The sequence below is a fragment of the Streptomyces sp. 2A115 genome, assembly GCF_052245575.1.
In the GTDB taxonomy this organism is placed as follows: domain Bacteria; phylum Actinomycetota; class Actinomycetes; order Streptomycetales; family Streptomycetaceae; genus Streptomyces.
Window position 1 is genome coordinate 20726 of the sequence record NZ_JBQQCG010000012.1, and the last position, 21310, is coordinate 42035.

The 21310-nt window shown below is 70.2% G+C and carries 22 protein-coding genes and 1 pseudogene; 19 read left to right on the top strand and 4 right to left on the bottom strand.

Features of this window, described 5'->3' with window-relative positions:
- The first annotated feature begins 20 nt into the window (after window positions 1-20).
- The 4 genes from ACTWQR_RS13190 (at window position 21) to ACTWQR_RS13205 (ending at window position 4109) form a co-directional block, all read left to right on the top strand.
- The gene (locus tag ACTWQR_RS13190) at window positions 21-1388 is read left to right on the top strand and encodes an ABC transporter ATP-binding protein (protein ID WP_443227207.1); all 1368 of its coding nucleotides are present in this window, start codon (window positions 21-23) and stop codon (window positions 1386-1388) included.
- A gap of 118 nt (window positions 1389-1506) precedes the next feature.
- Window positions 1507-2169 (top strand): trimeric intracellular cation channel family protein, encoded by a 663-nt coding sequence (locus ACTWQR_RS13195; protein ID WP_443227208.1) that lies wholly within the window; start codon window positions 1507-1509, stop codon window positions 2167-2169.
- 77 nt (window positions 2170-2246) lie between these two features.
- Entirely contained in the window at window positions 2247-3107 is an 861-nt protein-coding gene (locus tag ACTWQR_RS13200) for a thioesterase family protein (RefSeq protein ID WP_443227209.1), read from the top strand.
- Between the two features lie 36 nt (window positions 3108-3143).
- Window positions 3144-4109 carry a helix-turn-helix transcriptional regulator gene (locus ACTWQR_RS13205; protein WP_443227210.1) on the top strand — a complete coding sequence of 322 codons (966 nt, stop codon included), beginning with the start codon at window positions 3144-3146 and terminating at the stop codon, window positions 4107-4109.
- 141 nt (window positions 4110-4250) lie between these two features.
- On the opposite strand, the gene ACTWQR_RS13210 is transcribed toward ACTWQR_RS13205, so the two are convergent.
- A complete protein-coding gene (locus ACTWQR_RS13210) occupies window positions 4251-4868 on the bottom strand; it encodes a TetR family transcriptional regulator (protein WP_443227211.1) in 618 nt (205 codons plus the stop codon).
- A 175-nt stretch (window positions 4869-5043) separates the two neighbouring features.
- On the opposite strand from ACTWQR_RS13210, the gene ACTWQR_RS13215 reads away from it, so the two are divergent.
- The 3 genes from ACTWQR_RS13215 (at window position 5044) to ACTWQR_RS13225 (ending at window position 6958) form a co-directional block, all read left to right on the top strand.
- The gene (locus tag ACTWQR_RS13215; protein ID WP_443227212.1) at window positions 5044-5208 is read left to right on the top strand and encodes a hypothetical protein; all 165 of its coding nucleotides are present in this window, start codon (window positions 5044-5046) and stop codon (window positions 5206-5208) included.
- 160 nt (window positions 5209-5368) lie between these two features.
- On the top strand, window positions 5369-5638 hold the full coding sequence (locus ACTWQR_RS13220; RefSeq protein ID WP_443227213.1) for a DUF4190 domain-containing protein: 270 nt from the start codon (window positions 5369-5371) through the stop codon (window positions 5636-5638).
- Window positions 5639-5788: 150 nt separating this feature from the next.
- Window positions 5789-6958: a cysteine desulfurase family protein gene (locus ACTWQR_RS13225; RefSeq protein ID WP_443227214.1), complete on the top strand. Its 1170-nt coding sequence runs from the start codon at window positions 5789-5791 to the stop codon at window positions 6956-6958.
- Between the two features lie 180 nt (window positions 6959-7138).
- Here ACTWQR_RS13225 and ACTWQR_RS13230 read toward each other — a convergent pair whose 3' ends face one another.
- Window positions 7139-7915: an N-acetylmuramoyl-L-alanine amidase gene (locus ACTWQR_RS13230; protein WP_443227215.1), complete on the bottom strand. Its 777-nt coding sequence runs from the start codon at window positions 7913-7915 to the stop codon at window positions 7139-7141.
- A 60-nt stretch (window positions 7916-7975) separates the two neighbouring features.
- Between ACTWQR_RS13230 and mnmA the strand changes: the two genes are divergently transcribed.
- Complete coding sequence (gene mnmA, locus ACTWQR_RS13235; RefSeq protein ID WP_443227216.1) at window positions 7976-9109, top strand: tRNA 2-thiouridine(34) synthase MnmA; 1134 nt, start codon at window positions 7976-7978, stop codon at window positions 9107-9109.
- Window positions 9110-9252: 143 nt separating this feature from the next.
- On the opposite strand, the pseudogene ACTWQR_RS13240 reads toward mnmA, so the two are convergent.
- Both ACTWQR_RS13240 and ACTWQR_RS13245 read right to left on the bottom strand, forming a co-directional pair.
- A pseudogene (locus ACTWQR_RS13240) lies at window positions 9253-10026 on the bottom strand (alpha/beta fold hydrolase); the annotation flags it as partial.
- Window positions 10027-10134: 108 nt separating this feature from the next.
- A complete protein-coding gene (locus ACTWQR_RS13245; RefSeq protein ID WP_443227217.1) occupies window positions 10135-10458 on the bottom strand; it encodes a DUF427 domain-containing protein in 324 nt (107 codons plus the stop codon).
- A 129-nt stretch (window positions 10459-10587) separates the two neighbouring features.
- On the opposite strand from ACTWQR_RS13245, the gene ACTWQR_RS13250 reads away from it, so the two are divergent.
- The 11 genes from ACTWQR_RS13250 to ACTWQR_RS13300 all read left to right on the top strand — a co-directional run bounded on the left by ACTWQR_RS13250 (window position 10588) and on the right by ACTWQR_RS13300 (window position 21297).
- Window positions 10588-11400 carry a class I SAM-dependent DNA methyltransferase gene (locus ACTWQR_RS13250; protein WP_443227218.1) on the top strand — a complete coding sequence of 271 codons (813 nt, stop codon included), beginning with the start codon at window positions 10588-10590 and terminating at the stop codon, window positions 11398-11400.
- 28 nt (window positions 11401-11428) lie between these two features.
- Complete coding sequence (locus ACTWQR_RS13255; RefSeq protein WP_443227219.1) at window positions 11429-11968, top strand: TIGR00730 family Rossman fold protein; 540 nt, start codon at window positions 11429-11431, stop codon at window positions 11966-11968.
- A 52-nt stretch (window positions 11969-12020) separates the two neighbouring features.
- Window positions 12021-12719 carry an SDR family oxidoreductase gene (locus tag ACTWQR_RS13260; RefSeq protein WP_443227220.1) on the top strand — a complete coding sequence of 233 codons (699 nt, stop codon included), beginning with the start codon at window positions 12021-12023 and terminating at the stop codon, window positions 12717-12719.
- Window positions 12716-12847 carry a hypothetical protein gene (locus ACTWQR_RS13265; protein ID WP_443227221.1) on the top strand — a complete coding sequence of 44 codons (132 nt, stop codon included), beginning with the start codon at window positions 12716-12718 and terminating at the stop codon, window positions 12845-12847. Before ACTWQR_RS13260 ends, ACTWQR_RS13265 begins: the two co-directional genes overlap by 4 nt.
- A gap of 1 nt (window position 12848) precedes the next feature.
- On the top strand, window positions 12849-13109 hold the full coding sequence (locus ACTWQR_RS13270; protein WP_443227222.1) for a hypothetical protein: 261 nt from the start codon (window positions 12849-12851) through the stop codon (window positions 13107-13109).
- Window positions 13110-13149: 40 nt separating this feature from the next.
- Window positions 13150-14193 (top strand): methionine synthase, encoded by a 1044-nt coding sequence (locus ACTWQR_RS13275; RefSeq protein WP_443227327.1) that lies wholly within the window; start codon window positions 13150-13152, stop codon window positions 14191-14193.
- Between the two features lie 15 nt (window positions 14194-14208).
- Entirely contained in the window at window positions 14209-16419 is a 2211-nt protein-coding gene (gene ligA / locus ACTWQR_RS13280) for an NAD-dependent DNA ligase LigA (protein ID WP_443227223.1), read from the top strand.
- Between the two features lie 260 nt (window positions 16420-16679).
- Window positions 16680-18974 (top strand): putative bifunctional diguanylate cyclase/phosphodiesterase, encoded by a 2295-nt coding sequence (locus ACTWQR_RS13285; protein WP_443227224.1) that lies wholly within the window; start codon window positions 16680-16682, stop codon window positions 18972-18974.
- 273 nt (window positions 18975-19247) lie between these two features.
- Window positions 19248-19544, top strand: a complete 297-nt coding sequence (gene gatC, locus ACTWQR_RS13290; protein WP_003966094.1) for an Asp-tRNA(Asn)/Glu-tRNA(Gln) amidotransferase subunit GatC — start codon at window positions 19248-19250, stop codon at window positions 19542-19544.
- A gap of 5 nt (window positions 19545-19549) precedes the next feature.
- The gene (gene gatA / locus ACTWQR_RS13295) at window positions 19550-21058 is read left to right on the top strand and encodes an Asp-tRNA(Asn)/Glu-tRNA(Gln) amidotransferase subunit GatA (protein ID WP_443227225.1); all 1509 of its coding nucleotides are present in this window, start codon (window positions 19550-19552) and stop codon (window positions 21056-21058) included.
- Complete coding sequence (locus tag ACTWQR_RS13300) at window positions 21055-21297, top strand: hypothetical protein (protein ID WP_443227226.1); 243 nt, start codon at window positions 21055-21057, stop codon at window positions 21295-21297. Before gatA ends, ACTWQR_RS13300 begins: the two co-directional genes overlap by 4 nt.
- The last annotated feature ends 13 nt before the right edge of the window (window positions 21298-21310 follow it).

The window sequence follows — 21310 nt, forward strand, 5'->3', positions numbered from 1 at the left end:
AGAACGCAGAGGACAAGGCAGTGAGCATCCCTGCACAGAGCGACGGCGCGGTCCAGGGCGCGACCCTCACCAAGGACCCCGCCCCCGGCGAGGCCCTGCTGAAGGTGACCGGGCTGCAGAAACACTTCCCGATCCGCAAGGGCCTGTTCCAGCGGCAGGTCGGCGCGGTGCGGGCGGTCGACGGACTCGACTTCGAGGTGCGCTCGGGCGAGACCCTGGGCGTCGTGGGCGAGTCGGGCTGCGGCAAGTCGACGATGGGCCGGCTGATCACCCGGCTGCTCGAACCGACCGCGGGCACCGTGGAGTTCGAGGGCAGGGACATCACGCACCTCGGGGTCAGCGACATGCGCCCGATGCGCCGTGACGTCCAGATGATCTTCCAGGACCCGTACTCGTCGCTGAACCCGCGCCACACCATCGGCACCATCGTCGGCGCCCCCTTCAAGCTCCAGCGCGTCACGCCCGAGGGCGGCGTCAGGAAAGAGGTCCAGCGGCTGCTGTCGGTGGTCGGTCTCAACCCCGAGCACTACAACCGCTATCCGCACGAGTTCTCCGGCGGTCAGCGCCAGCGCATCGGTATCGCCCGCGCGCTCGCGCTCAACCCGAAGCTGGTCGTGGCGGACGAGCCGGTGTCGGCCCTGGACGTGTCCATCCAGGCGCAGGTGGTGAACCTGCTGGACGACCTCCAGCAGGAGCTGGGCCTGACGTACGTGATCATCGCGCACGACCTGTCCGTCGTACGGCACGTCTCGGACCGTATCGCCGTGATGTACCTCGGCAAGATCGTCGAGCTCGCCGACCGCGACTCGCTGTACAAGGCGCCGATGCACCCGTACACCAAGGCGCTGATGTCGGCCGTGCCGATCCCGGACCCCAGGCGTCGGTCGGCCAAGAGCGAGCGCATCCTGCTCAAGGGCGACGTGCCCTCGCCGATCTCGCCGCCGAGCGGATGCCGCTTCCACACGCGGTGCTGGAAGGCCACGGAGGTCTGCAAGACCGTCGAGCCGCCGCTCGTGGAGCTGAAGCCCGGTCAGCAGGTGGCCTGCCACCACCCGGAGAACTTCGAGGACCAGCAGCCGCAGGACACGGTTCTGCTGACGGCCGCGCGCGACGCGGTCGATCTGGTGGCGGTGGGTTCCGCGGCGGAGCTGATAGAGGCGGAGGAGTCGGCCGCCGCTTCTGATTCGGCTTCAGCCCCGACTTCTTCTTCGACTTCTTCTTCGGCTTCTGATTCAGCTTCGGTTTCGGCGGACGAGGCCGCGCCGGTTGCCAAGTCCGCGGAGGAGCCGGTGGGCAAGGTCTCCGACGAGGCTCCCCCGACTTCCGAGGAGCCGTCCGTCGAGCCGTCCGAGGCGGGCACGGACCGGCCGGAGTCGACCGACAAGTAGGCCCGAACCGGGGCAGTACGCGAGCGGTACCCCAGCAAGCCGCACCCGAGCGGGAGAGCGCAGGTCATGCGCTCTCCCGCTCGGCGCGTGTCCGGCGGGCGGGGGTGAGAATGTGCCGGTGCTCGAACAACTCTTCAGCCCGTCCGTCCAGCATGTGCTCGACCTGATCGGGATCTTCGTCTTCGCGATCTCCGGAGCCCTGCTGGCCGTCCGCAAGAACTTCGACGTCTTCGGCATCGCCGTCCTCGCCGAGGTGACCGCGCTGGGCGGCGGACTGCTGCGCGACCTGGTCATCGGGGCCGTACCACCGGCCGCGTTCACGGATCTCGGATACTTCCTCACCCCGCTGTTGGCCGCGCTCCTGGTCTTCTTCCTCCACCCGGAGATGGAGCGCATCCAGACCGGCGTGAACGTCTTCGACGCCGCCGGGCTCGGCCTGTTCTGCGTCGCGGGCACGACGAAGGCGTACGAGTACGGTCTCGGCCTCACCTCGTCGGCGGCCCTGGGCCTGGCGACGGCCGTCGGCGGCGGCGTGCTGCGCGACGTGCTCGCCAACGAGGTCCCGTCGCTGCTGCGCTGGGACCGTGACCTGTACGCGGTACCCGCGATCGTCGGCTCCACCATGGTCGCCCTGTGCATCCGCTACGACATGCTCTCCACCCTCACGACCGCGTTCGCCGTCGTGACGGCCTTCACACTGCGGCTGCTCGCGATGCGGTACCACTGGCGCGCGCCACGGGCGTGGAACCGGCGCTCGACGGCGGTCGAGGTGCGGGAGTGAGGCCGCCACGGCGTCGTTTCACGTGATCGAAACACCAAAAGCTACTGCTTAGTAATTTCCTGTTGTACCGTTCAGGCATGTCTGAAGCAGCTTCTCTGCAGGCGGTGCAGGCCAGGATCGGCGACAGCGAGTTCGACCGCGACACCGCGGTCACCCGCCGCGAGCCCGGTGTCTACGACATCGACCTCTCCGCCGGCTGGGCCATCATCAGCGCGGTCAACGGCGGCTATCTCCTGGCCATCCTCGGCCGCGCGCTCGCGGATGCCCTGCCGCACCCCGACCCGTTCTCGATCTCCGCGCACTATCTGACCGCGTCCCAGCCGGGCCCGGCGGTCGTCCGCACGGACGTCGTACGCACCGGTCGCTCCCTCTCCACCGGCCAGGCCTCCCTGTTCCAGTACGACGACGAGGGCCGCGAGGTCGAGCGGATCCGCGTGCTCGCCTCGTACGGAGACCTCGCCGCCCTGCCCGACGACGTCCGTACGAGCGCCGAGCCGCCCGCGATCCCGCCGCTGGACCAGTGCTTCGGACCCGAGGACGGACCCGCTCCCGTCTCCGGCAGTTCCGCTCTCACCGAGCGGCTGATGCTCAAGCTCGACCCCTCCACTCTGGGCTGGGCCCTCGGATCGCCGTCCGGCAAGGGCGAGATGCGGTCCTGGTTCGGTCTCGCGGACGGCCGGGACCATGACCCCTTCTCGCTGCTCCTCGCGGTGGACGCGCTGCCGCCGACCGCGTTCGAACTGGGCCTGTCCGGCTGGGTACCGACCGTCGAGCTGACCGTGCATGTGCGCTGCCGTCCGGCGCCGGGGCCCCTCCGGGTCTCCATCACCACCCGCAACCTCGCCGGCGGCTTCCTGGAGGAGGACGCCGAGGTGTGGGACAGCGCGGACCGGCTGGTCGCGCAGTCACGCCAGCTGGCACGCGTGCGGCTCGGCTGATCCGTACGGCTTCGCGCGTCTTCGTACGCTGAGGTTGTGAAGTCCGACCGACTGCTCTCCATCCTCCTGCTGCTCCAGACCCGCGGCCGCGTGCCCGCGCACGAGCTCGCCGAGCGGCTCGAGGTGTCGGTGCGCACCATCTACCGGGACGTCGAGGCACTGTCGGCCTCCGGCGTCCCGGTATACGCCGAACGCGGGCGGCACGGCGGGATCGAGCTGCTCGCCGGGTTCCGCACGGACGTCACGGGGCTGACCGCCGACGAGTCGCGGGCGCTGTTCATCCTGGCCGCCCAGGGAGCGCACGCCGCCCTCGGTCTGGACGCGGCGCTCGGCTCGGCGCTGCGCAAGGTGATGGCCGCGCTGCCGGAGCCGTACCGGCCCGCCGCCGAAGTGACCAGCCGACGCGTCCTCGTCGACGCCACGCGCTGGAAGGGCGGCCCCCGGGCCGCGGTCGACCTCGCCACCCTCCAGGACGCCGTGTTCGCCGACCGACGGCTGCGGCTGAGCTACCGGCACAGCGGCGACACGGAGCCGCGTACCTACACCGTGGATCCGTACGGGCTCGTCGCAAAGGCGGGCGTCTGGTACCTCGTCGCCGACCGGCGTGGCAGGCCGCGGCTCTTCCGGGCGGACCGGGTGAGGTCGGCCCACCTGGTGGACGCACCGGTGAGGCGCCGTCCCGGGGTCGAACTCGCCGACGCCTGGGAGGTGTTGCGGCGCCAGGTCGAGGAGCGGCCGGGCGGGATCGCCGTGACGGTGCGGGTGCGGCGCGACCGCTTCGACCTGTTCCTGCGCCTGCACGGCGGCGCCCTCAGCGAGTTGCCCGAGGACGACGGGGCGAGCCCGTGGGTCACCGCACGGCTCGCCTACGAATTCGTGGGAGAGGCACGGCTGTTACTCGCCTTCGGGGACCGTCTCGAGGTGCTCTCGCCACCCGAGGTGCGAGAGGAACTGGCACGGGCGGCGGTATCCATTACGGAGCTGTATAAGCGGGGGAGTTGAGCCACGGCCGGGGCTGTACCGGCATGGCGGTACAGCCCCGAAGGGGCGCGGGGCTGTGACATTTGCGGCTCCGCCGCGGGGCGCGCCCAGCCACAGCCGACCCGCAGAATCAATACCGCACTTCCCGCGCGGCGCTGCGTGTCAGCCCAGCCAGTGGCGGCGCCCGATGCTGATCAGCCGCATCCGGCGCGTCGCCACGCGGGCCACCTGATCCCGCTCCTCGGGGGCGGCCTCCAGGAAGTTGCTGGCCGTCACCAGCATCTGGTCGACGTACAGGCCCGCCAGCATCAGCAGGTCGTCGTCGCTCCAGCCGGCCGACTCCGGGTCCTCGGCCAACGCGGCCTTCACCTCGTCGGTGAACCGGGCCAGTTGCTCGGCGATCGCGGCCCGGACCTTCTGGACTCCGCCATTCCGCTCACGGGCGATGAAACGGATGTGCGCGGGGTACTCGTGCACATGACGCGCGATCAGGGAGACGGCGCGCTCTATGCGTTCATCGCTGTCGCCGTCCGCGGCCACCGCGCCGGCGATCATCGGGTGCAGGCTGCCCAGCGCCTCCTCGACCAGGGCCACACCGAGATCCGCGGTCGAGTGGAAATGCCGATAGAAGGCGGTCGGGGCGACGCCGACCGCCCGGGTGACCTCGCGCAGGCCCAGACTGCTGAGGCTCTGCTCCTCCAGCAGGCCCAGCGCGGCGTCCAGGAACGCTTGTCGGGTCTTCCGTTTCTGGGCCTGCCGGATGCCGAGGGTGTGACTCATGCCATGCAGTTAACAACTGTTCTCTGGAATTGGAAAGCAGTCGGACGCGCTAGACTCAAGAGTCAGTGAACAACTGTAACCACAAGCGTTCACCGAGTCGTCGACTCCCTGAAACATTCGGCGCCGAGTGTCTTTCGGGAACGGTGACTCGCTGGATCACCAGGAGAGACATCTCATGCTGTTCCTCGTCGCAGCGCTCCTGCTGCTGGGCGTCACGCTGGGCACCGTCGCCCACGCGCCGCTTTCCTTCACCCTCGTCGCCGCCGCAGTCATCGGCGTCTGGCTGGCCGTCTTCACGGTCCGCGAGCGCCACGGCCGCCGACGCGGGACCAGCGGCTGACCGCGCCCCGAACCGAAACATCGAACCGAAACACCGACCGACCGAACCGACCGACCGAACCGACCGAACCGACCGAACCGACCGAACCGACCGAACCGACCGACCGAACCGACCGACCGAACCGACCGACCACGTACGACTGCCTGTTGGGAGCAGAATCATGGAACTCACGACCGTCGCCCCGCGGCGCCGGAGCACCGCCCGTGACGCCGACGGCATGGCCGTCGCGTCCTTCATCCTCGGCCTCGTCGGCCTCCTGGCCTTCAACATCTTCCTCGGCCCCGTCGCCATCGCACTGGCCGCAGTGGCCCTCCACCGCGGCACCACCCGCCGCGGCCGCGCCTTCCTCGGCCTCGGCCTCGGCGTCGCCGACCTGCTGGTTCTCATGGCCTTCGTGTCGGCCGACAACACGCTGTCGTGGAACTTCTGAGGCCGATGCCGAGCCCCGATCCGGGGGAGGCGCGAACCGCACCGAACTCCGGCTCCGGCGCGGTACGCACCGCGCCGCACGCTGCGGCTCCGTACCGCCGGGCCCACCGGCCGAGGTCGAGGACGGTGGGCCCGTAGAATCGGGCGCACCATGGCTTACCTCGACCACGCCGCGACCACCCCCATGCTGCCGGAGGCGGTCGAGGCAATGACCGCCCAGTTCGCCGTCACCGGCAACGCCTCCTCTCTGCACGCCGCCGGCCGCCGCGCCCGCCGGACGGTCGAGGAAGCCCGCGAGACCCTGGCGGACTCCCTCGGCGCCCGCCCCAGCGAGGTGGTCTTCACCTCCGGCGGTACCGAGGCCGACAACCTCGCCGTGAAGGGCCTGTACTGGTCCCGCCGCGACGCCGACCCGGCCCGCACCCGGGTCCTCGCCAGCCCGGTGGAACACCACGCCGTTCTGGACGCGGTCCACTGGCTCGGCGAGCACGAGGGCGCCACGGTCGAGTACCTCCCGGTCGACCCCTACGGTCGCGTGCACCCGGATGTTCTGCGTGAGGCCATCGCCCGCAACCCCGACGACGTCGCCCTCGCCACGGTCATGTGGGCGAACAACGAGATCGGCACGGTCATGCCGGTCCGTGAACTGGCCGATGTGGCAGGGGAGTTCGGCATCCCGCTGCACGCCGACGCCGTCCAGGCCTTCGGGCAGGTCCCCGTGGACTTCGGGACCTCCGGTCTCGCCGCGATGACGGTGTCCGGCCACAAGATCGGCGGCCCGTACGGCATCGGCGCACTGCTGCTGGGCCGTGAGTACAGCCCCGTGCCCGTCCTGCACGGTGGCGGTCAGGAGCGCCACGTGCGTTCCGGCACGCTCGACGTGCCCGCCGTCGCCGCGTTCGCCGTGGCCGGCCGGATCGCCGCCGATCAGCGCGAGTGGTTCGCCCGCGAGGTCGGCGGACTGCGCGACGATCTGGTCGACGCCGTACGCAAGGCGGTGCCGGACGCGATCCTCGGCGGCGACCCGTCGAGCGAGGGACGCCTCCCGGCCAACGCCCACTTCACGTTCCCCGGCTGCGAGGGCGACTCGCTGCTCCTGCTCCTCGACGCCCAGGACATCGAGTGCTCCACGGGCTCCGCGTGCACGGCGGGCGTGGCACAGCCCAGCCACGTCCTCCTCGCCACCGGCACCGACCCTGACCTGGCTCGCGGTACCCTCCGCTTCTCCCTCGGCCACAACTCGACGGAGACGGACATCGAGGCGGTGGCCCAGGCGATCGGCCCGGCGGTGGAACGGGCCCGGACGGCGGGGCTCAGCTAGCCGAGCCTGGGAGTGTCTCCGGCCGGCTGAGCCCGGGATTCCCTTCGGTCGGCTGAGCCGGGGGAATCTCTCCGACCGAGGTGCCGGAGAGCGGTGACCGGGAGCGGTGATCAGGAGCGGTGATCAGGAGCGCTGACCGGGAGTGGTGATCGGGAGTGGCGCGAGGGCGGGACCGCCCGGCTATGCGCTGCCCGTGGACGAGTCGGCCGCCGGTTCGGCCGCCGCCTTCCGCACCAGCGGTATGTAGCGGTCCCAGTCCCAGTGCGGCCCCGGGTCCGTGTGGTCCGTGCCCGGCACTTCCACGTGGCCGATGATGTGCTCGCGGTCGACGGGGATGTCGTACCGGGCACAGATCCGTGCCGTCAGACGGGCCGACGCCTCATACATCGCGTCCGTGAAGTCCTGCGGCCGGTCCACGAAGCCCTCGTGCTCGATGCCGACACTGCGTTCGTTGAAGTCGCGGTTGCCCGCGTGGAAGGCCACGTCCAGCTCGCGGATCATCTGGGTGATGTGACCGTCCTTGCGGACGATGTAGTGGGCGGCGGCGCCGTGGCCGGGGTCCTGGAAGACCTTCACGGCGCTTTTGAAGCTGCCCTGTGTGACGTGAATGATCACGCGGTCTATCCCGTAGTCCTCGGGCCGGTCCGCCATCCGCCAGTTCGCCGAGGACGCCGCGATCCAGCGCGCGCCCCGGAAGTCGACCGCGCCCTCCTCGCGCGGCTTGTTCACACTGGGCAGCCGCCACCACATGCGCCCCAGCTCGTCGCGGGCCAGCACGGCCGTGCCCACGGCGGCCGCCACCCCGCCGATGAGCAGCGCCCGGCGCCCGACGCGCCGGTCCGAGTCGCTGCGACGGTCCGAGTCGCGGCTGCGCCGGCCCGAGTCGCCATTGCGGCGCACGGAGTCGCCGGTGTGCCGGTCCGGGTCGTTCGTCGTCTCCCCCGCCTGATCGTGCATGTAGTCCTGAACGGATACTCGAAGGCTCCGGTTCCCGAGGACCCGTACCCTGGAGGGGCTATGACTGAGACCACGCAGCGCCCCCGCCCCCTTCGTGTACTCGCCGCCATGTCCGGCGGCGTGGATTCCGCCGTTGCCGCGGCCCGAGCCGCGGAAGCCGGGCACGACGTGACCGGTGTCCACCTCGCCCTCTCGGCGAACCCTCAATCGTTCCGCACGGGCGCGCGTGGCTGTTGCACCATCGAGGACTCGCGCGACGCCCGCCGCGCCGCGGACGTCATCGGCATCCCCTTCTACGTGTGGGACCTCGCCGAGCGCTTCCGCGAGGACGTCGTCGAGGACTTCGTCGCCGAGTACGAGGCCGGGCGCACCCCGAACCCCTGCCTGCGCTGCAACGAGAAGATCAAGTTCGCCGCCCTGCTCGACAAGGCCCTCGCCCTCGGCTTCGACGCGGTCTGCACCGGCCACTACGCCAAGGTGATCGTGAACGAGGACGGCTCCCGCGAGCTGCACCGCGCCTCCGACATGGCCAAGGACCAGTCGTACGTCCTCGGAGTGCTGAACGACCGCCAGCTCGCGCACGCCCTCTTCCCCCTCGGAGACACGGTCACCACCAAGGACGAGATCCGCGCGGAGGCCGAGCGCCGGGGCCTGGCCGTAGCCAAGAAGCCGGACTCGCACGACATCTGCTTCATCGCGGACGGCGACACCCAGGGCTTCCTGGCGAACAGGCTGGGCAAGGCGGAGGGCGACATCGTCGACGAGTCCGGGGCGGTCCTCGGCTCCCACGAGGGGGCGTACGGCTTCACGATCGGCCAGCGCAAGGGGCTGCGCATCGGCACGCCGGCCGCGGACGGCAAGCCGCGGTACGTCCTCGACATCTCGCCGGTCGACAACACGGTGACGGTGGGCCCGGCCGCCGCGCTCGACGTGAACGCGCTCACGGCCGTCAAGCCCCGCTGGTGCGGCGCCGCCCCGACCGGCCCGGGTACGTACACGGCCCAGCTCCGCGCCCACGGCGGCGAGACGACCGTGACGGCCGAACTCGTCGACGGCGAGCTCCGGGTGCGGTTCACCGAGCCCGTCCGAGGCGTCGCCCCCGGCCAGGCGATCGTGCTGTACGACGACACGCGCGTGGTCGGCTCGGCGACGATCGCGACGACCACGCGGGCGGCGGCCACCGCGGCGGTCTGAGGCTGCTCCCCGGTCGGGTGTGCACCGGTTGCCGGGCCGACCGCAGTACTGCTGGGTGGCCCGGCTACGTCGAAGGTGCTTGCCACGCGCGCGTGGTGGGCCGGGACGCTCAACAGCCGTTGCCCCGCGCGCGTGCGATACGTCGCGAAGAACTCCGCCAGCGTCGGCGCCAGTGCCTCCGGATCCACCATGTGACCCTGACCGTCGAGCACGCGGTACGTCCCGTCCGGCACCGCCTCCGCCGTGGCCCGGGCGGCCTCGCGCATCCACTCGGGGCTCGCGCCGCCCGCCAGGGCCAGCACCGGCACCGTGAGGGAGGCCAGCCGCTCCCGCGGCACCAGCCCGTCGCCCATGACCGCGTTGTCGTACGCGAGGGTCGGGGCGACCGCCTCCATGCCCGGCCACATGGGGGAGTGCCGCATGCTCCTGATCACCTCGGGGGGTGCGCCGGTCAGCGCGATGAACAACTCCACCGCGTCCCCGCGCCGCCCCTGGGCCAGTAGCTCGGTGAGGCGTTCGGTGTATTCCGCGCGCTGTTTTTCGCCCCCTTCGTAGACGGCGAACGGCGGTTCGTATACGGCGACCGCGCTGACCGGCAGCCCGCTCGCCGCCGCCTCCAGGACCAGGGCGGCACCCGACGACATGCCGTACAGCGCCGCGCTGCCGCCCACGGCCTCGATGAGCGCCGCGAGGTCCTCGACCTCCCGGGCCACCGCGAACGGCGCCGTGTCGCCACTGTCGCCACGGCCCCTGCGGTCGTACGTGACCGCGCTGAAGCGGTCCGCGAGGAGCGCGGCCACAGGCGCGTCGGAGGCGCCCGTGGCCATGGCTCCGGTCACGAGGATGACCGCCAGGCCCTCACCGCTGACTTCGTACGCGATGGGTGTGCCGTCGCGCGAGATCGTTTTCTTGTCCATGACTGTGAGGACTGTCCGACGGCCCGGAACTCATCGTTGGCGTACTGACGTACTCACTCGGATGCGCTCACTACGCCCTCGCTTCTTCGCCTTTTGAAGCTTTTGAACTCAGACGGCTTCTACTTCGTAGAAGCAGACATGGTCCTTGATCTCGGCGACCTCCGGCTTCGGGTCGGGGTACGTCCAGACGAGGTCTGGGGCGTCCGGCAGCGACCAGTAGGACGCGTCGCCCTTGAACGGGCAGTGGGTGTGGGTGTCCGACGGTGTCAGCAGATCCATGCGTACGTCCTCCATAGGGAGGTAGTAGCGCACGGGCAGGCCCGTCTCGTGCAGCAGCAGCGGGCGCGTGCTCTCCGCGAGCACCTGTCCGCCGTGCACGACCCGTACATGCTCGGTGCCCTGCTCGATGGTGATGCGGTGGCCTTGGGTCACGGCTTTTCGGCCTCCTCGGGTAGCGGTCTTGACGGGTACAGCGCACGCTGCTGTCGTGTTCTTCCCTCTCTTCCTGTCGTCTCTTTCGTCCTCTTCCCTTTCCCTGGCTTCTTCCCGGCGGAGGTCCTCATGGGAGCCCCGAGACTGACCCGAAACCGCAAAGCCCTCGCCCACCAGGTGCGCTACGCACTGCGGCACCCCCGGAGGGTGCCCGCGCACGCGCGTCGTGCCGCGCGCGACGCCTGGCTGCGACTCAGATACGGCCGTGATCACATCGCGTACTACAGGGCGGTGATGGCCTCCGACGCCGCGCGCTGTCCCGAAGCGGCCGTGGGCCACAACCCGTCCCGCGACCGGTGGACGCAGATCGGCCGGATGCAGTTCGACTACCTGGTACGGCACGGCCTGAAGCCGGAGCACAGGATGCTGGAGATCGGCTGCGGGAACCTGCGTGCCGGGCGGCTGTTCATCGACTACCTGGAGAGCGGCCACTACTACGGGATCGACATCTCGCCGGACATCCTGATCGCCGCCCAGGACACCCTCGTACGCGAAGGCCTTCAGGATCGGCTGCCCCACCTGACGCTCACCGACGACCTGACGTTCGCCTTCCTGCCCGACGCGCACTTCGACGTGGTGCACGCGCACAGTGTGTTCTCGCACTCGCCGCCGCACGTCATCGAAGAGTGCTTCGCCCATGTCGGCCGTGTCCTCGCGCCCGGCGGGTTCTTCGACTTCACCTACGACCGGACCGAGGGCAGGGAACACCAGGTCCTGCACGAAGACTTCTACTACCGCACGGAGACACTCGTCGAACTCGCCGCGAAACACGGCCTGTCGGCGCGCTTCATGGACGACTGGGAGGCCCTGCCGCACCGTCAGTCGAAGATGCGCGTGACCGCGATGCCGGAGCCTGCCCTTGATGTCAGATCCGGTTCGTGATGTCAGTGTCGGCCCGTAGCGTGGAGCCATGAAAATCTGTGTCTTCCTCTCCGCCGCCGACCTCGACGAGCGCTACACGCGCCCCGCCCGCGAGTTCGCCGAGCTGCTCGGCAAGGGCGGGCACACACTGGTGTGGGGCGGTTCCGACGTCGGGCTCATGAAGGTGGTCGCCGACGGGGTGCAGGAGGCGGGCGGGTATCTGCTGGGCGTCTCCGTGGAGTTCCTGGCGGCCAAGGCACGGGCGGGCGCCGACGAGATGGTCATCGCGCGGGACCTGGCCGAGCGCAAGGCGCTGCTCCTGGAGAAGGCCGACGCCGTGGTGATCATGGTCGGCGGTACGGGGACGCTGGACGAGGCGACCGAGATTCTGGAGCTGAAGAAGCACGGGCACACCGACAAGCCGGTCGTCCTGCTCAACACGGCGGGCTTCTACGACGGCCTGAAGGAGCAGTTCCGCCGCATGGAGGACGAGGGCTTCCTGCCGCGGCCCCTCACGGACCTGGTCTTCTTCGCCGAGGAGCCGGTGGGGGCGCTGGCCTACCTGGAGGAGAGCCGGGGCACGCAGTGAGCTGGAGGGGCTGCAGCCCCGGAGACGAACCGGATATACGGGTGATGCGAGCATGGCGGACATGGCTACACATGTGATCACCGGAGCGGGTTCCGGCATCGGCGCGGCCGTCGCCCGTCGCCTCCACGCGCGCGGGGACGAACTCGTGCTGCACGCGCGCGACGCCGGCCGCGCGAAGGAGCTGGCCGGGGAGTTTCCCGGGGCCCGGACCCTGGTCGGCGACCTCGCGGACCCGGACCGGCTGTCCTGGGCGTTCTCCCACCAGACGCTTCCCGACCGGGTGGACTCCCTGATGCACATCGCCGGCGTCATCGACCTCGGCACGGTCGGCGATCTGACCCCCAAGACGTGGCGCCACCAGCTCAACGTGAACCTGATCGCCCCCGCCGAGCTGACCCGGCACTTCCTGCCCCAACTCCGGGTCACCCAGGGTCATGTGATCTTCGTCAACTCCGGTTCCGGTCTCAACGCCGGCCGTGAATGGTCCGCGTACGCCGCCTCCAAGCACGGCCTGAAGGCCCTCGCCGACTCCCTGCGCCACGAGGAGCACGCGAACGGCGTCCGCGTCACCTCCGTCTACCCCGGCCGCACCGCCAGCCCCATGCAGGCCAAGGTCCACCAGCAGGAGGGCAAGGAGTACGACGCGTCCAAGTGGATCGACCCCGAGTCCGTCGCCACGACGATCCTGATGGCCCTCGACCTGCCGCGGGACGCCGAGGTCAACGATGTGACGGTACGGCCGGGGCGATGACGGATTCGGCGAACGGCGACGGCATCGGCACCTGGCTCGACGAGGTCTGGGCCCGCACGGAGGCCGCTGTGATCCTCCAGGGCGGGGACGGTGGCGGGCCGCTCGTCGAACGTCGGATCCGGGGCTGAGGTGCTCGAGCCGGACGACCTGGCCCAGTTGCGTACGCTCACCACGACCGGCGAACTCCTCGGTGACTTCTGCCGCTGTCTGGGCAGCCTGACCTTCGCCCTGCTCGACGCCGACGGCGAGTTCGTCGGCAGCGGCAGCCTCCACGGAGAGACCGACATCGCCTGGGAGCGCGGTCGCTTCGGCAACAACCTGGAGATCGCCGACCCCGACGGCCTGCGGCGGTTCCTGGACCGGCACGGGGTGTACCGGGCCTTGAGCTGACCCCCGGAGAGTTACGTAGGCTTCCGGTGTGAGCGACACCATTTTCCCGGGGGACGCCCCCCGCACCCCCAGCCAACGCGAGTTCAGGCCCGGCCCGGCGACAGGGATCGGGTCGATGCCGGGCGAGGACGCCCGGGAAGCCGCCAAGACCGTGACCGGGACGTTCGAAGGTCCGGAGACAGGCATGCCTCATCTGGCGGAGCTGCCCGCCCGCGGCCCCGGCGCCGACATGATCGGGCGGACCGCCGGGATGCTGGTCGAGCTGTACGCGCGCGTGGAGCCCAGCGGGTGGCGGATCGGGGACCGGCCGGGGCGGGACACCAAGCGGGCCAGGTCGTGGCTCGGTGAAGACCTCGACGCCATCGAGGAGTTCACGCAGGGGTACGAGGGGACGCTGAAGGTGCAGGCCGTGGGGCCCTGGACGCTGGCCGCCGCCCTGGAGTTGAAGAACGGCGAGGTGGCGCTCTCCGACCCCGGCGCCTGCCGGGATCTCGCCGGGTCGCTCGCCGAGGGGCTGCGGACGCATCTCGACGAGGTGCGGCGGCGGGTGCCGGGAGCCGACGTCGTGCTGCAGCTCGATGAGCCCTCTCTCATCGCCGTCCTGCGCGGGCAGGTGAAGAGCGCGAGCGGTTACCGAACCCACCGGGCCATGGACCGGCAGGCGGTCGAGGCCGTGCTGCGGGACGTCATCGGGGTGAACAAGGGCGGCCCCGTGGTGGTGCACTCGTGCGCACCCGACGTGCCGTTCGCCCTGCTGCGCAGGGCGGGCGTGGCCGCGGTCTCCTTCGACTTCGCACTGCTCACCGAGCGTGACGGCGACACGATCGGGGAAGCGGTGGAAGGGGGCACGAAGCTCTTCGCCGGTGTCGTGCCGGGCACGGACGGCCCATTGTCAGACCCTGCCGGTAGCGTCATGGGTGTCAGGACGCTGTGGCGCAGGCTGGGGCTGAATCCGGGGCTTCTCACGGACGCGGTCACGGTCACCCCGGCGTGCGGACTCGCGGGCGCTTCCCCCGAGTACGCGCGCAGGGCGATGGGCCACTGCGTCCGGGCGGCGAGATCCCTCGCGGAGAACCCAGAGTAACGGGAGGACAACACGGTGGCCGGCGACAAGGACGCACAGACTGCCTCGTCTGCACAACCCCTGCCCGCCGAGGCACGGGAGAAGCACGCGCAGCTCGCGGAGCAGATCGAGGAGCACCGCTTCCGGTACTACGTGAAGGACGCGCCGGTGGTCAGCGACGCGGACTTCGACAAGCTTCTGCGCGCCCTGGAGGCCTTGGAGGACGAGTACCCGGAGCTGCGCACGCCCGACTCGCCGACCCAGAAGGTCTCGGGCGCGTACGAGACGGAGTTCACGGCCGTCCAGCACCGCGAGCGCATGCTCTCCCTCGACAACGCCTTCGACGACGAGGAGCTGGCCGGCTGGGCCGACCGCGTAGCCAAGGAGGTCGGCACCTCCGATCACCACTTCCTGTGCGAGCTGAAGGTCGACGGCCTCGCGGTCAACCTCACGTACGAGCACGGTCGCCTCACGCGCGCGGCGACCCGCGGCGACGGCCGCACGGGCGAGGACATCACGCCGAACGTCCGGACGATCGCGGAGATCCCCGACCGTCTCCGCAGTGGCGACCGCATCCCGGATCTCGTGGAGATCCGAGGCGAGGTCTACTTCCCGATGGAGAAGTTCGAGGAGCTCAACGCCCGCCTGGTGGAGGCGGGCGACAAGCCCTTCGCCAACCCGCGCAACGCGGCGGCGGGTTCACTCCGCCAGAAGGACCCCCGCATCACCGCGACCCGCCCGCTGCACATGGTCGTGCACGGCATCGGCGCCCTTCAGGGCTTCGACGGTATGAGCCGCCTCTCACAGGCCTTTGACCTGCTGCACGCGTGGGGCCTGCCGACAACCCCGTACAGCAAGGTGGTCGACGACCTCGACGGAGTGCGGGAGTTCATCGCCTACTACGGAGAGAACCGCCACTCCGTGCAGCACGAGATCGACGGAGTGGTCGTCAAGCTCGACGAGATCCCCCTCCAGGGCCGCCTCGGCTCGACCTCGCGCGCCCCGCGCTGGGCGATCGCGTGGAAGTACGCGCCGGAGGAGGTCAACACCAAGCTGGTCAACATCCGCGTGGGCGTGGGCCGCACGGGCCGCGTCACGCCGTACGCGCAGGTGGAGCCCGTCACCGTGGCCGGTTCCGAGGTCGAGTTCGCGACGCTGCACAACCAGGACGTCGTCAAGGCCAAGGGCGTCCTCATCGGGGACACGGTGGTGCTGCGCAAGGCCGGTGACGTCATCCCGGAGATCCTCGGCCCGGTCGTCGACCTGCGCGACGGCAGCGAGCGGGAGTTCGTGATGCCCGCCGAGTGCCCCGAGTGCGGCACACCGCTGGCGCCCGCCAAGGAAGGCGACATCGACCTGCGCTGCCCCAACGGCCGTACCTGCCCGGCCCAGTTGCGCGAGCGTCTCTTCTACCTCGGCGGGCGCAAGTCCCTGGACATCGAGAACTTCGGATACGTCGCCGCCGCGGCCCTCACCAAGCCGCTGGAGCCCGCCGAGCCGCCCCTCGGGGACGAGGGCGACCTCTTCGACCTCACCATCGAGCAGTTGCTGCCCATCAAGGCGTACGTCCTCGACCAGGACAGCGGACTGCCCAAGCGGGACCCGAAGACGGGCGAGGAGAAGATCGCCACGGTCTTCGCCAACCAGGAGGGCACTCCCAAGAAGAACGCGCTCGCGATGCTGAAGAACATCGAGGACGCCAAGGAGCGCCCGCTGGCCCGGATCATCACCGGGCTCTCGATCCGGCACGTGGGCCCGGTCGCGGCCGAGGCGCTGGCCCGCGAGTTCCGCTCGATCGACCGCATCGAGCAGGCCACCGAGGAGGAACTGGCCGCCGTCGAGGGCGTCGGGCCCACCATCGCCGCCTCGTTGAAGCAGTGGTTCACCGTGGACTGGCACCAGGAGATCCTCCGCAAATGGAAAGCCGCCGGAGTCCGTATGGAGGAGGAGAGCTCCGGAGAGGACGAGGGGCCTCGCCCGCTCGAAGGACTCACCCTCGTCGTCACCGGCACCCTCGAACATCACACGCGTGACGGAGCGAAGGAAGAACTGCAGAGCCGGGGAGCGAAAGTGACCGGTTCGGTTTCGAAGAAGACATCTTTCGTCGTTGTGGGTGACAATCCTGGATCGAAGTACGACAAGGCAATGCAGCTGAAAGTGCCGGTTCTGAACGAGGAGGGCTTCGCCGTCCTACTCGAACAGGGACCGGAGGCGGCGGCCGAAGTCGCGCTTCCGATCGAGGAGTAGGGGTTGAAGACCACCCGTTTGGCGCATACCAGATGCATACGGGTGGCCGGGTCGCATTCGGGCAACCGTCTACGACCGCTGCCCGTGGAAGCCTTCTGCGGCCTACTGTTGAGGTGTGCGCCTGCCGTGCCCAGCTGCGGTTGGGGCATCCCCTGCTCTTCAGGAGCTATGGGGAAGGGTTTTCAGACGCGGTGCCGTTGAAGGTTAGTCGGGCATCGGGCCGCGTGGCGTGGGCACCGCCGGCTGTGAGAGGGACGGGAATGGAACCGACCGAGAGCGCCGCCCCGGACTCACGGCTGCGCCCACGCTGGGTGACCGGCGTGCGGCGCTGGGGATACCCCTTGCTGGAGCGAAGCCGGGAACTCGGAGCGGGCCGCCGGACCGGGCGGTCGACAAAGCGACCGGATACGGAGGGGCTTGCCGCGGGGCAGCGCATCGTGGCGTACGGGCGCGGCCCGCGGAGCCTCACCCCCCTTCCCGGATCCCACTCCTCCGTGCCGGGCCAGGAATCCGAGCGACAGATGTCCTGGCCCACGCTGCCCACGGCGGTCGTCGCGGCGGCGGGGTTCGTGCTGAGCGCGGGCTTCTACGGGGCGTTCACCGGGCATCACGCGCTCTTTCCGTCCGGTTCGGTCGGCTGGGCGCTGGCCGTCCTGGTCGGCATCATCGTCGGCCACCTGGTCGCGCTGGGCCGTTCCCGCTGGTGGGGCGGCACGGGCTCCGGCGCGGCCCTCACCCTCGCCGTGCTGCTGCTGTACGGCTGGGTGCCTGCCGGAATGGTCAGCCTCACCGTCGTCGTCCTCGTCGGCATAGCCCGCCGTCACCGCTGGCGGCAGGGCGTGCTGCACGGCGCGGTGGACATTCTCGGCATCGGCGCCGGGGCGCTGGTGCTCGCCGTGTTCGGCCGGGTGCCGTCCGTCGAGACGCCCTGGAAACCGGAGACTTGGACCATCTACACCGCGCCCGAGGTGGTGTTGGTGGCCGTCGCGTATCTCGCGGTGACCCGTGCGCTCCTCTGGTACCTCCATGCGCCGCGTACGGGAAGGCTGCCGACGGTGGCCCGCACCGCCCTGGTCAGACAGGGGCTCGTCGCCGTCGCGCTGCTCGGCATCGCCCCGCTGATCTGTGTCGTCGCCGTCGCCCTCCCCGTGCTCCTGCCACTCTTCTCGGTCCCCCTCATCGCTCTCGACTCCACGCTCTGGATAGCGCGAGCCCGGGCCGAGGAGCAACTGCGTGATCCGCTCACCGGACTGCCGAACCGTCAGTGGTTGCTCGAACGGACCTGGCGGGCGCTGGACGATGCCGAGCGGATCGGTGCGCGTTCTGCTCTGATGCTGATCGATCTGGACCGCTTCCGGTCTGTGAATGACACGCTTGGGCATCTCGCGGGGGACCGACTGCTGTTGCAGATAGCGGACCGGCTGCGGGTCGCGCTGCCGCGCGGGGCGGAGGCCGCGCGGCTCGGCGGGGACGAGTTCGCCGTACTGCTGCCGATCGCCGACTCGACGACGTCCGCGACGCGGGTCGCGCGCAATCTCGTCGCCGCGCTCGGGTCGCCGCTCAACCTCGACGGGCTGACGCTCGTGCTCGAGGCCAGTGCCGGGCTCGCCGTCTTTCCCGACCACGCGCTCGACGCGGAGGGGTTGCTGCGGCGGGCGGACGTCGCGATGTACCAGGCCAAGCGGGACCGTACGGGGGTGGAGGTGTACGAGTCCAAGCGGGACTCCAACACCCCCGATCGTCTGGGGCTTCTGGGGGATCTGCGGCGGGCGCTCGACGCCGGAGACGTCGAGTTGCACTATCAGCCGAAGGTGCGGTTCGACGGGCAGGTGGCGGGGCTTGAGGCGCTCGTGCGGTGGGTGCATCCCGAGCGCGGGAAGGTGCCGCCGGACGAGTTCATAGCCATCGCGGAGTCGTCCGGGCTGATGCCGCATCTGACCGAGTACGTACTGGAGACGGCGCTCGCGCAGGTGGCGCGGTGGCGGGCTCAGGGGCTGTATGTCCCGGTTGCCGTCAATGTGTCGCCCCGGGATGTGCATACGCCCGGGTTCGCGGGGGCGGTGGCCGCGCGGCTCGCTCGGCACGGGGTCCCTCCGGGGGCGCTTCAGCTGGAGATAACCGAGCATGTGCTGCTGGAGGATCCGCAGCGGGCCGCGGACACCCTCGCCGGGCTGACCGGGCACGGCGTGAAGATGTCGCTCGACGACTTCGGGACCGGGTATTCGTCGCTGGTGCATCTGCGTCGGCTGCCCGTGAGCGAGCTGAAGATCGACCGGTCGTTCGTGGCGCGGCTCGCCTACGACAACGAGGATGCCGAGATCGTCCGGTGCACTGTCGATCTCGCTCACTCGCTCGGGCTGCTTGTCGTCGCCGAGGGGGTTGAGGACGACGAGACGTGGGAGCGGCTTCGGGATCTCGGGTGTGACGCGGTCCAGGGGTGGCTCGTCGCGGCGGCCATGCCTCCGGAGGAGACGACCGCGTGGCTTCGGGCTCGGGGGTCTCGGGGGTGGCAGCGGCCGGCTGCGGCATTGCCCGCGGCGGCGGCCGACGAGTAGCTCCGCCGGTCGGTGGGGGTGCACCCGGCCTCCGGCCGGTTTCGGGGTTCTCCGCCCGCACCACCGTGACGCTCGCCCGCACCACCGTGACGCTCGTCTGCCGGGTGCGGGTTCTCCCGTGGGTGACCCTCGCCGTCGGCCCTGCGAGTGGAGCGCCCCAATCCCCCACAGATCCCCGCAGCGAGTGGGTGCCGGGAAACCGATGTACGGCTACCCGGCCGCGCCCCATAGGATTGGGCCAAACCACACACACTCACCCCTGAGGATCGCTGCATGCCTGGCATCACGCGCGAGGAGGTCGCCCACCTCGCCCGGCTGGCGCGTCTGGAGCTGAAGGGCGAAGAGCTCGACCACTTCGCCGGCCAGCTCGACGACATCATCGGCGCGGTCGCCCGCGTCAGCGAGGTCGCCGACCAAGACGTACCGCCGACCTCCCACCCGCTGCCGCTGACGAATGTCATGCGCGCGGACGAGGTCCGTCCGTCGCTCACCCCCGCGCAGGCGCTTTCCGGCGCCCCGGCCCAGGAGCAGCAGCGTTTCAAGGTGCCGCAGATCCTGGGGGAGGACTAATCACCATGACGGACAACAGCAACGTCAACATCATCAGGCTCACCGCGGCCGAGATCGCGGGCAAGATCGCTTCCGGCGAGCTCACCGCTGTCGAGGTCACGGAGGCCCACCTCGCCCGTATCGAGGCCGTCGACGAGAAGGTGCACGCCTTCCTGCACGTCGACCGGGAGGGGGCGCTCGCCCAGGCCCGTGCCGTCGACGAGAAGCGGGAGCGGGGCGAGAAGCTCGGGCCCCTCGCCGGTGTGCCCCTCGCGCTCAAGGACATCTTCACCACCGAGGGGATTCCGACCACGGTCGGGTCCAAGATCCTCGAAGGGTGGATTCCGCCCTACGACGCCACCGTCACCAAGCGGCTGAAGGCCGCCGACGTCGTCATCCTCGGCAAGACCAACATGGACGAGTTCGCCATGGGGTCCAGCACCGAGAACAGCGCGTACGGGCCCACCGGCAACCCGTGGGACCTGACCAAGATCCCCGGCGGCTCCGGTGGCGGTTCGTCCGCCGCCCTCGCCTCCTTCCAGGCGCCCCTCGCCATCGGCACCGACACGGGCGGCTCCATCCGCCAGCCCGCGGCCGTCACCGGCACGGTCGGTGTGAAGCCGACGTACGGCGGGGTTTCCCGGTACGGCATGGTGGCGTTCTCGTCCTCCCTCGACCAGGGCGGGCCCTGCGCCCGTACGGTTCTGGACGCGGCCCTCCTCCACGAGGCCATCGCCGGTCACGACCCCCTCGACTCCACCTCCATCGACGCGCCCGTACCGGCCGTCGTCGAGGCCGCCCGCAACGGCAGCGTCGAAGGCATGCGCGTCGGCGTCGTCAAGCAGTTCCGCGGCGAGGGCTACCAGGCCGGTGTGCTCCAGCGCTTCGACGAGTCCGTCTCGCTCCTCAAGGAGCTGGGCGCCGAGATCGTAGAGCTGGACTGCCCGTCCTTCGACCTGGCCCTGTCCGCGTACTACCTGATCGCCCCGTCCGAGTGTTCGAGCAACCTCGCCCGCTTCGACGGCCTGCGCTACGGCCTGCGGGTCGGCGACGACGGCACGCACTCCGCCGAAGCGGTCACCGCCCTCACCCGTGAGGCGGGCTTCGGTGACGAGGTCAAGCGCCGCATCATGCTCGGCACGTACGCGCTCAGCTCCGGCTACTACGACGCGTACTACGGCAGCGCCCAGAAGGTCCGTACGCTCATCACGCGCGACTTCGAGAAGGCCTTCGAGCAGGTGGATGTGATCGTCTCGCCGACCACGCCCACCACCGCCTTCCCGATCGGCGAGCGTGCCGACGACCCGATGGCGATGTACCTCGCGGACCTGTGCACCATCCCGACGAACCTCGCGGGCAACGCGGCCATGTCGCTGCCCTGCGGCCTCGCCCCGGAGGACAACCTCCCGGTCGGCCTGCAGATCATCGCCCCCGCATTGCAGGACGACCGCCTTTACAAGGTGGGAGCCGCCGTCGAGGCCGCGTTCGTGGAACGCTGGGGTCACCCGCTGATCGAGGAGGCTCCGTCGCTGTGAGCAAGGCACTGTCGAAGGCCAAGGGCTTCAAGAAGTCGAAGTCCGGTACATACCTGTCCATCGCCACCACCGCGTTCGGTGCCGTCACTGTCGCGAAGCAGGCCAAGAAGGCCCGCCTCGAGAACGACACGCTCCGGCTGATCGACGCGGCCGTGTCCGCCGCCGCCATCGTCACCGGCCTCGCCATCCTCTACCGGGAGCTCAAGCGCCTGGGCGACGACGACGTCCTGCTGGGCTGAGAGGGAAAGTTTC

What these genes read in the sequence shown, in the direction of transcription:
- ACTWQR_RS13200 (WP_443227209.1), top strand. Translation starts at nt 2,247, where the DNA reads ATGTCTGAAGCAGCTTCTCTGCAGGCGGTGCAGGCCAGGATCGGCGAC.
- ACTWQR_RS13210 (WP_443227211.1), bottom strand. Translation starts at nt 4,868, where the DNA reads ATGAGTCACACCCTCGGCATCCGGCAGGCCCAGAAACGGAAGACCCGA.
- ACTWQR_RS13215 (WP_443227212.1), top strand. Translation starts at nt 5,044, where the DNA reads ATGCTGTTCCTCGTCGCAGCGCTCCTGCTGCTGGGCGTCACGCTGGGC.
- ACTWQR_RS13220 (WP_443227213.1), top strand. Translation starts at nt 5,369, where the DNA reads ATGGAACTCACGACCGTCGCCCCGCGGCGCCGGAGCACCGCCCGTGAC.
- ACTWQR_RS13225 (WP_443227214.1), top strand. Translation starts at nt 5,789, where the DNA reads ATGGCTTACCTCGACCACGCCGCGACCACCCCCATGCTGCCGGAGGCG.
- ACTWQR_RS13230 (WP_443227215.1), bottom strand. Translation starts at nt 7,915, where the DNA reads ATGCACGATCAGGCGGGGGAGACGACGAACGACCCGGACCGGCACACC.
- mnmA (WP_443227216.1), top strand. Translation starts at nt 7,976, where the DNA reads ATGACTGAGACCACGCAGCGCCCCCGCCCCCTTCGTGTACTCGCCGCC.
- ACTWQR_RS13250 (WP_443227218.1), top strand. Translation starts at nt 10,588, where the DNA reads ATGGGAGCCCCGAGACTGACCCGAAACCGCAAAGCCCTCGCCCACCAG.
- ACTWQR_RS13255 (WP_443227219.1), top strand. Translation starts at nt 11,429, where the DNA reads ATGAAAATCTGTGTCTTCCTCTCCGCCGCCGACCTCGACGAGCGCTAC.
- ACTWQR_RS13260 (WP_443227220.1), top strand. Translation starts at nt 12,021, where the DNA reads ATGGCGGACATGGCTACACATGTGATCACCGGAGCGGGTTCCGGCATC.
- ACTWQR_RS13265 (WP_443227221.1), top strand. Translation starts at nt 12,716, where the DNA reads ATGACGGATTCGGCGAACGGCGACGGCATCGGCACCTGGCTCGACGAG.
- ACTWQR_RS13285 (WP_443227224.1), top strand. Translation starts at nt 16,680, where the DNA reads ATGGAACCGACCGAGAGCGCCGCCCCGGACTCACGGCTGCGCCCACGC.
- gatC (WP_003966094.1), top strand. Translation starts at nt 19,248, where the DNA reads ATGCCTGGCATCACGCGCGAGGAGGTCGCCCACCTCGCCCGGCTGGCG.
- gatA (WP_443227225.1), top strand. Translation starts at nt 19,550, where the DNA reads ATGACGGACAACAGCAACGTCAACATCATCAGGCTCACCGCGGCCGAG.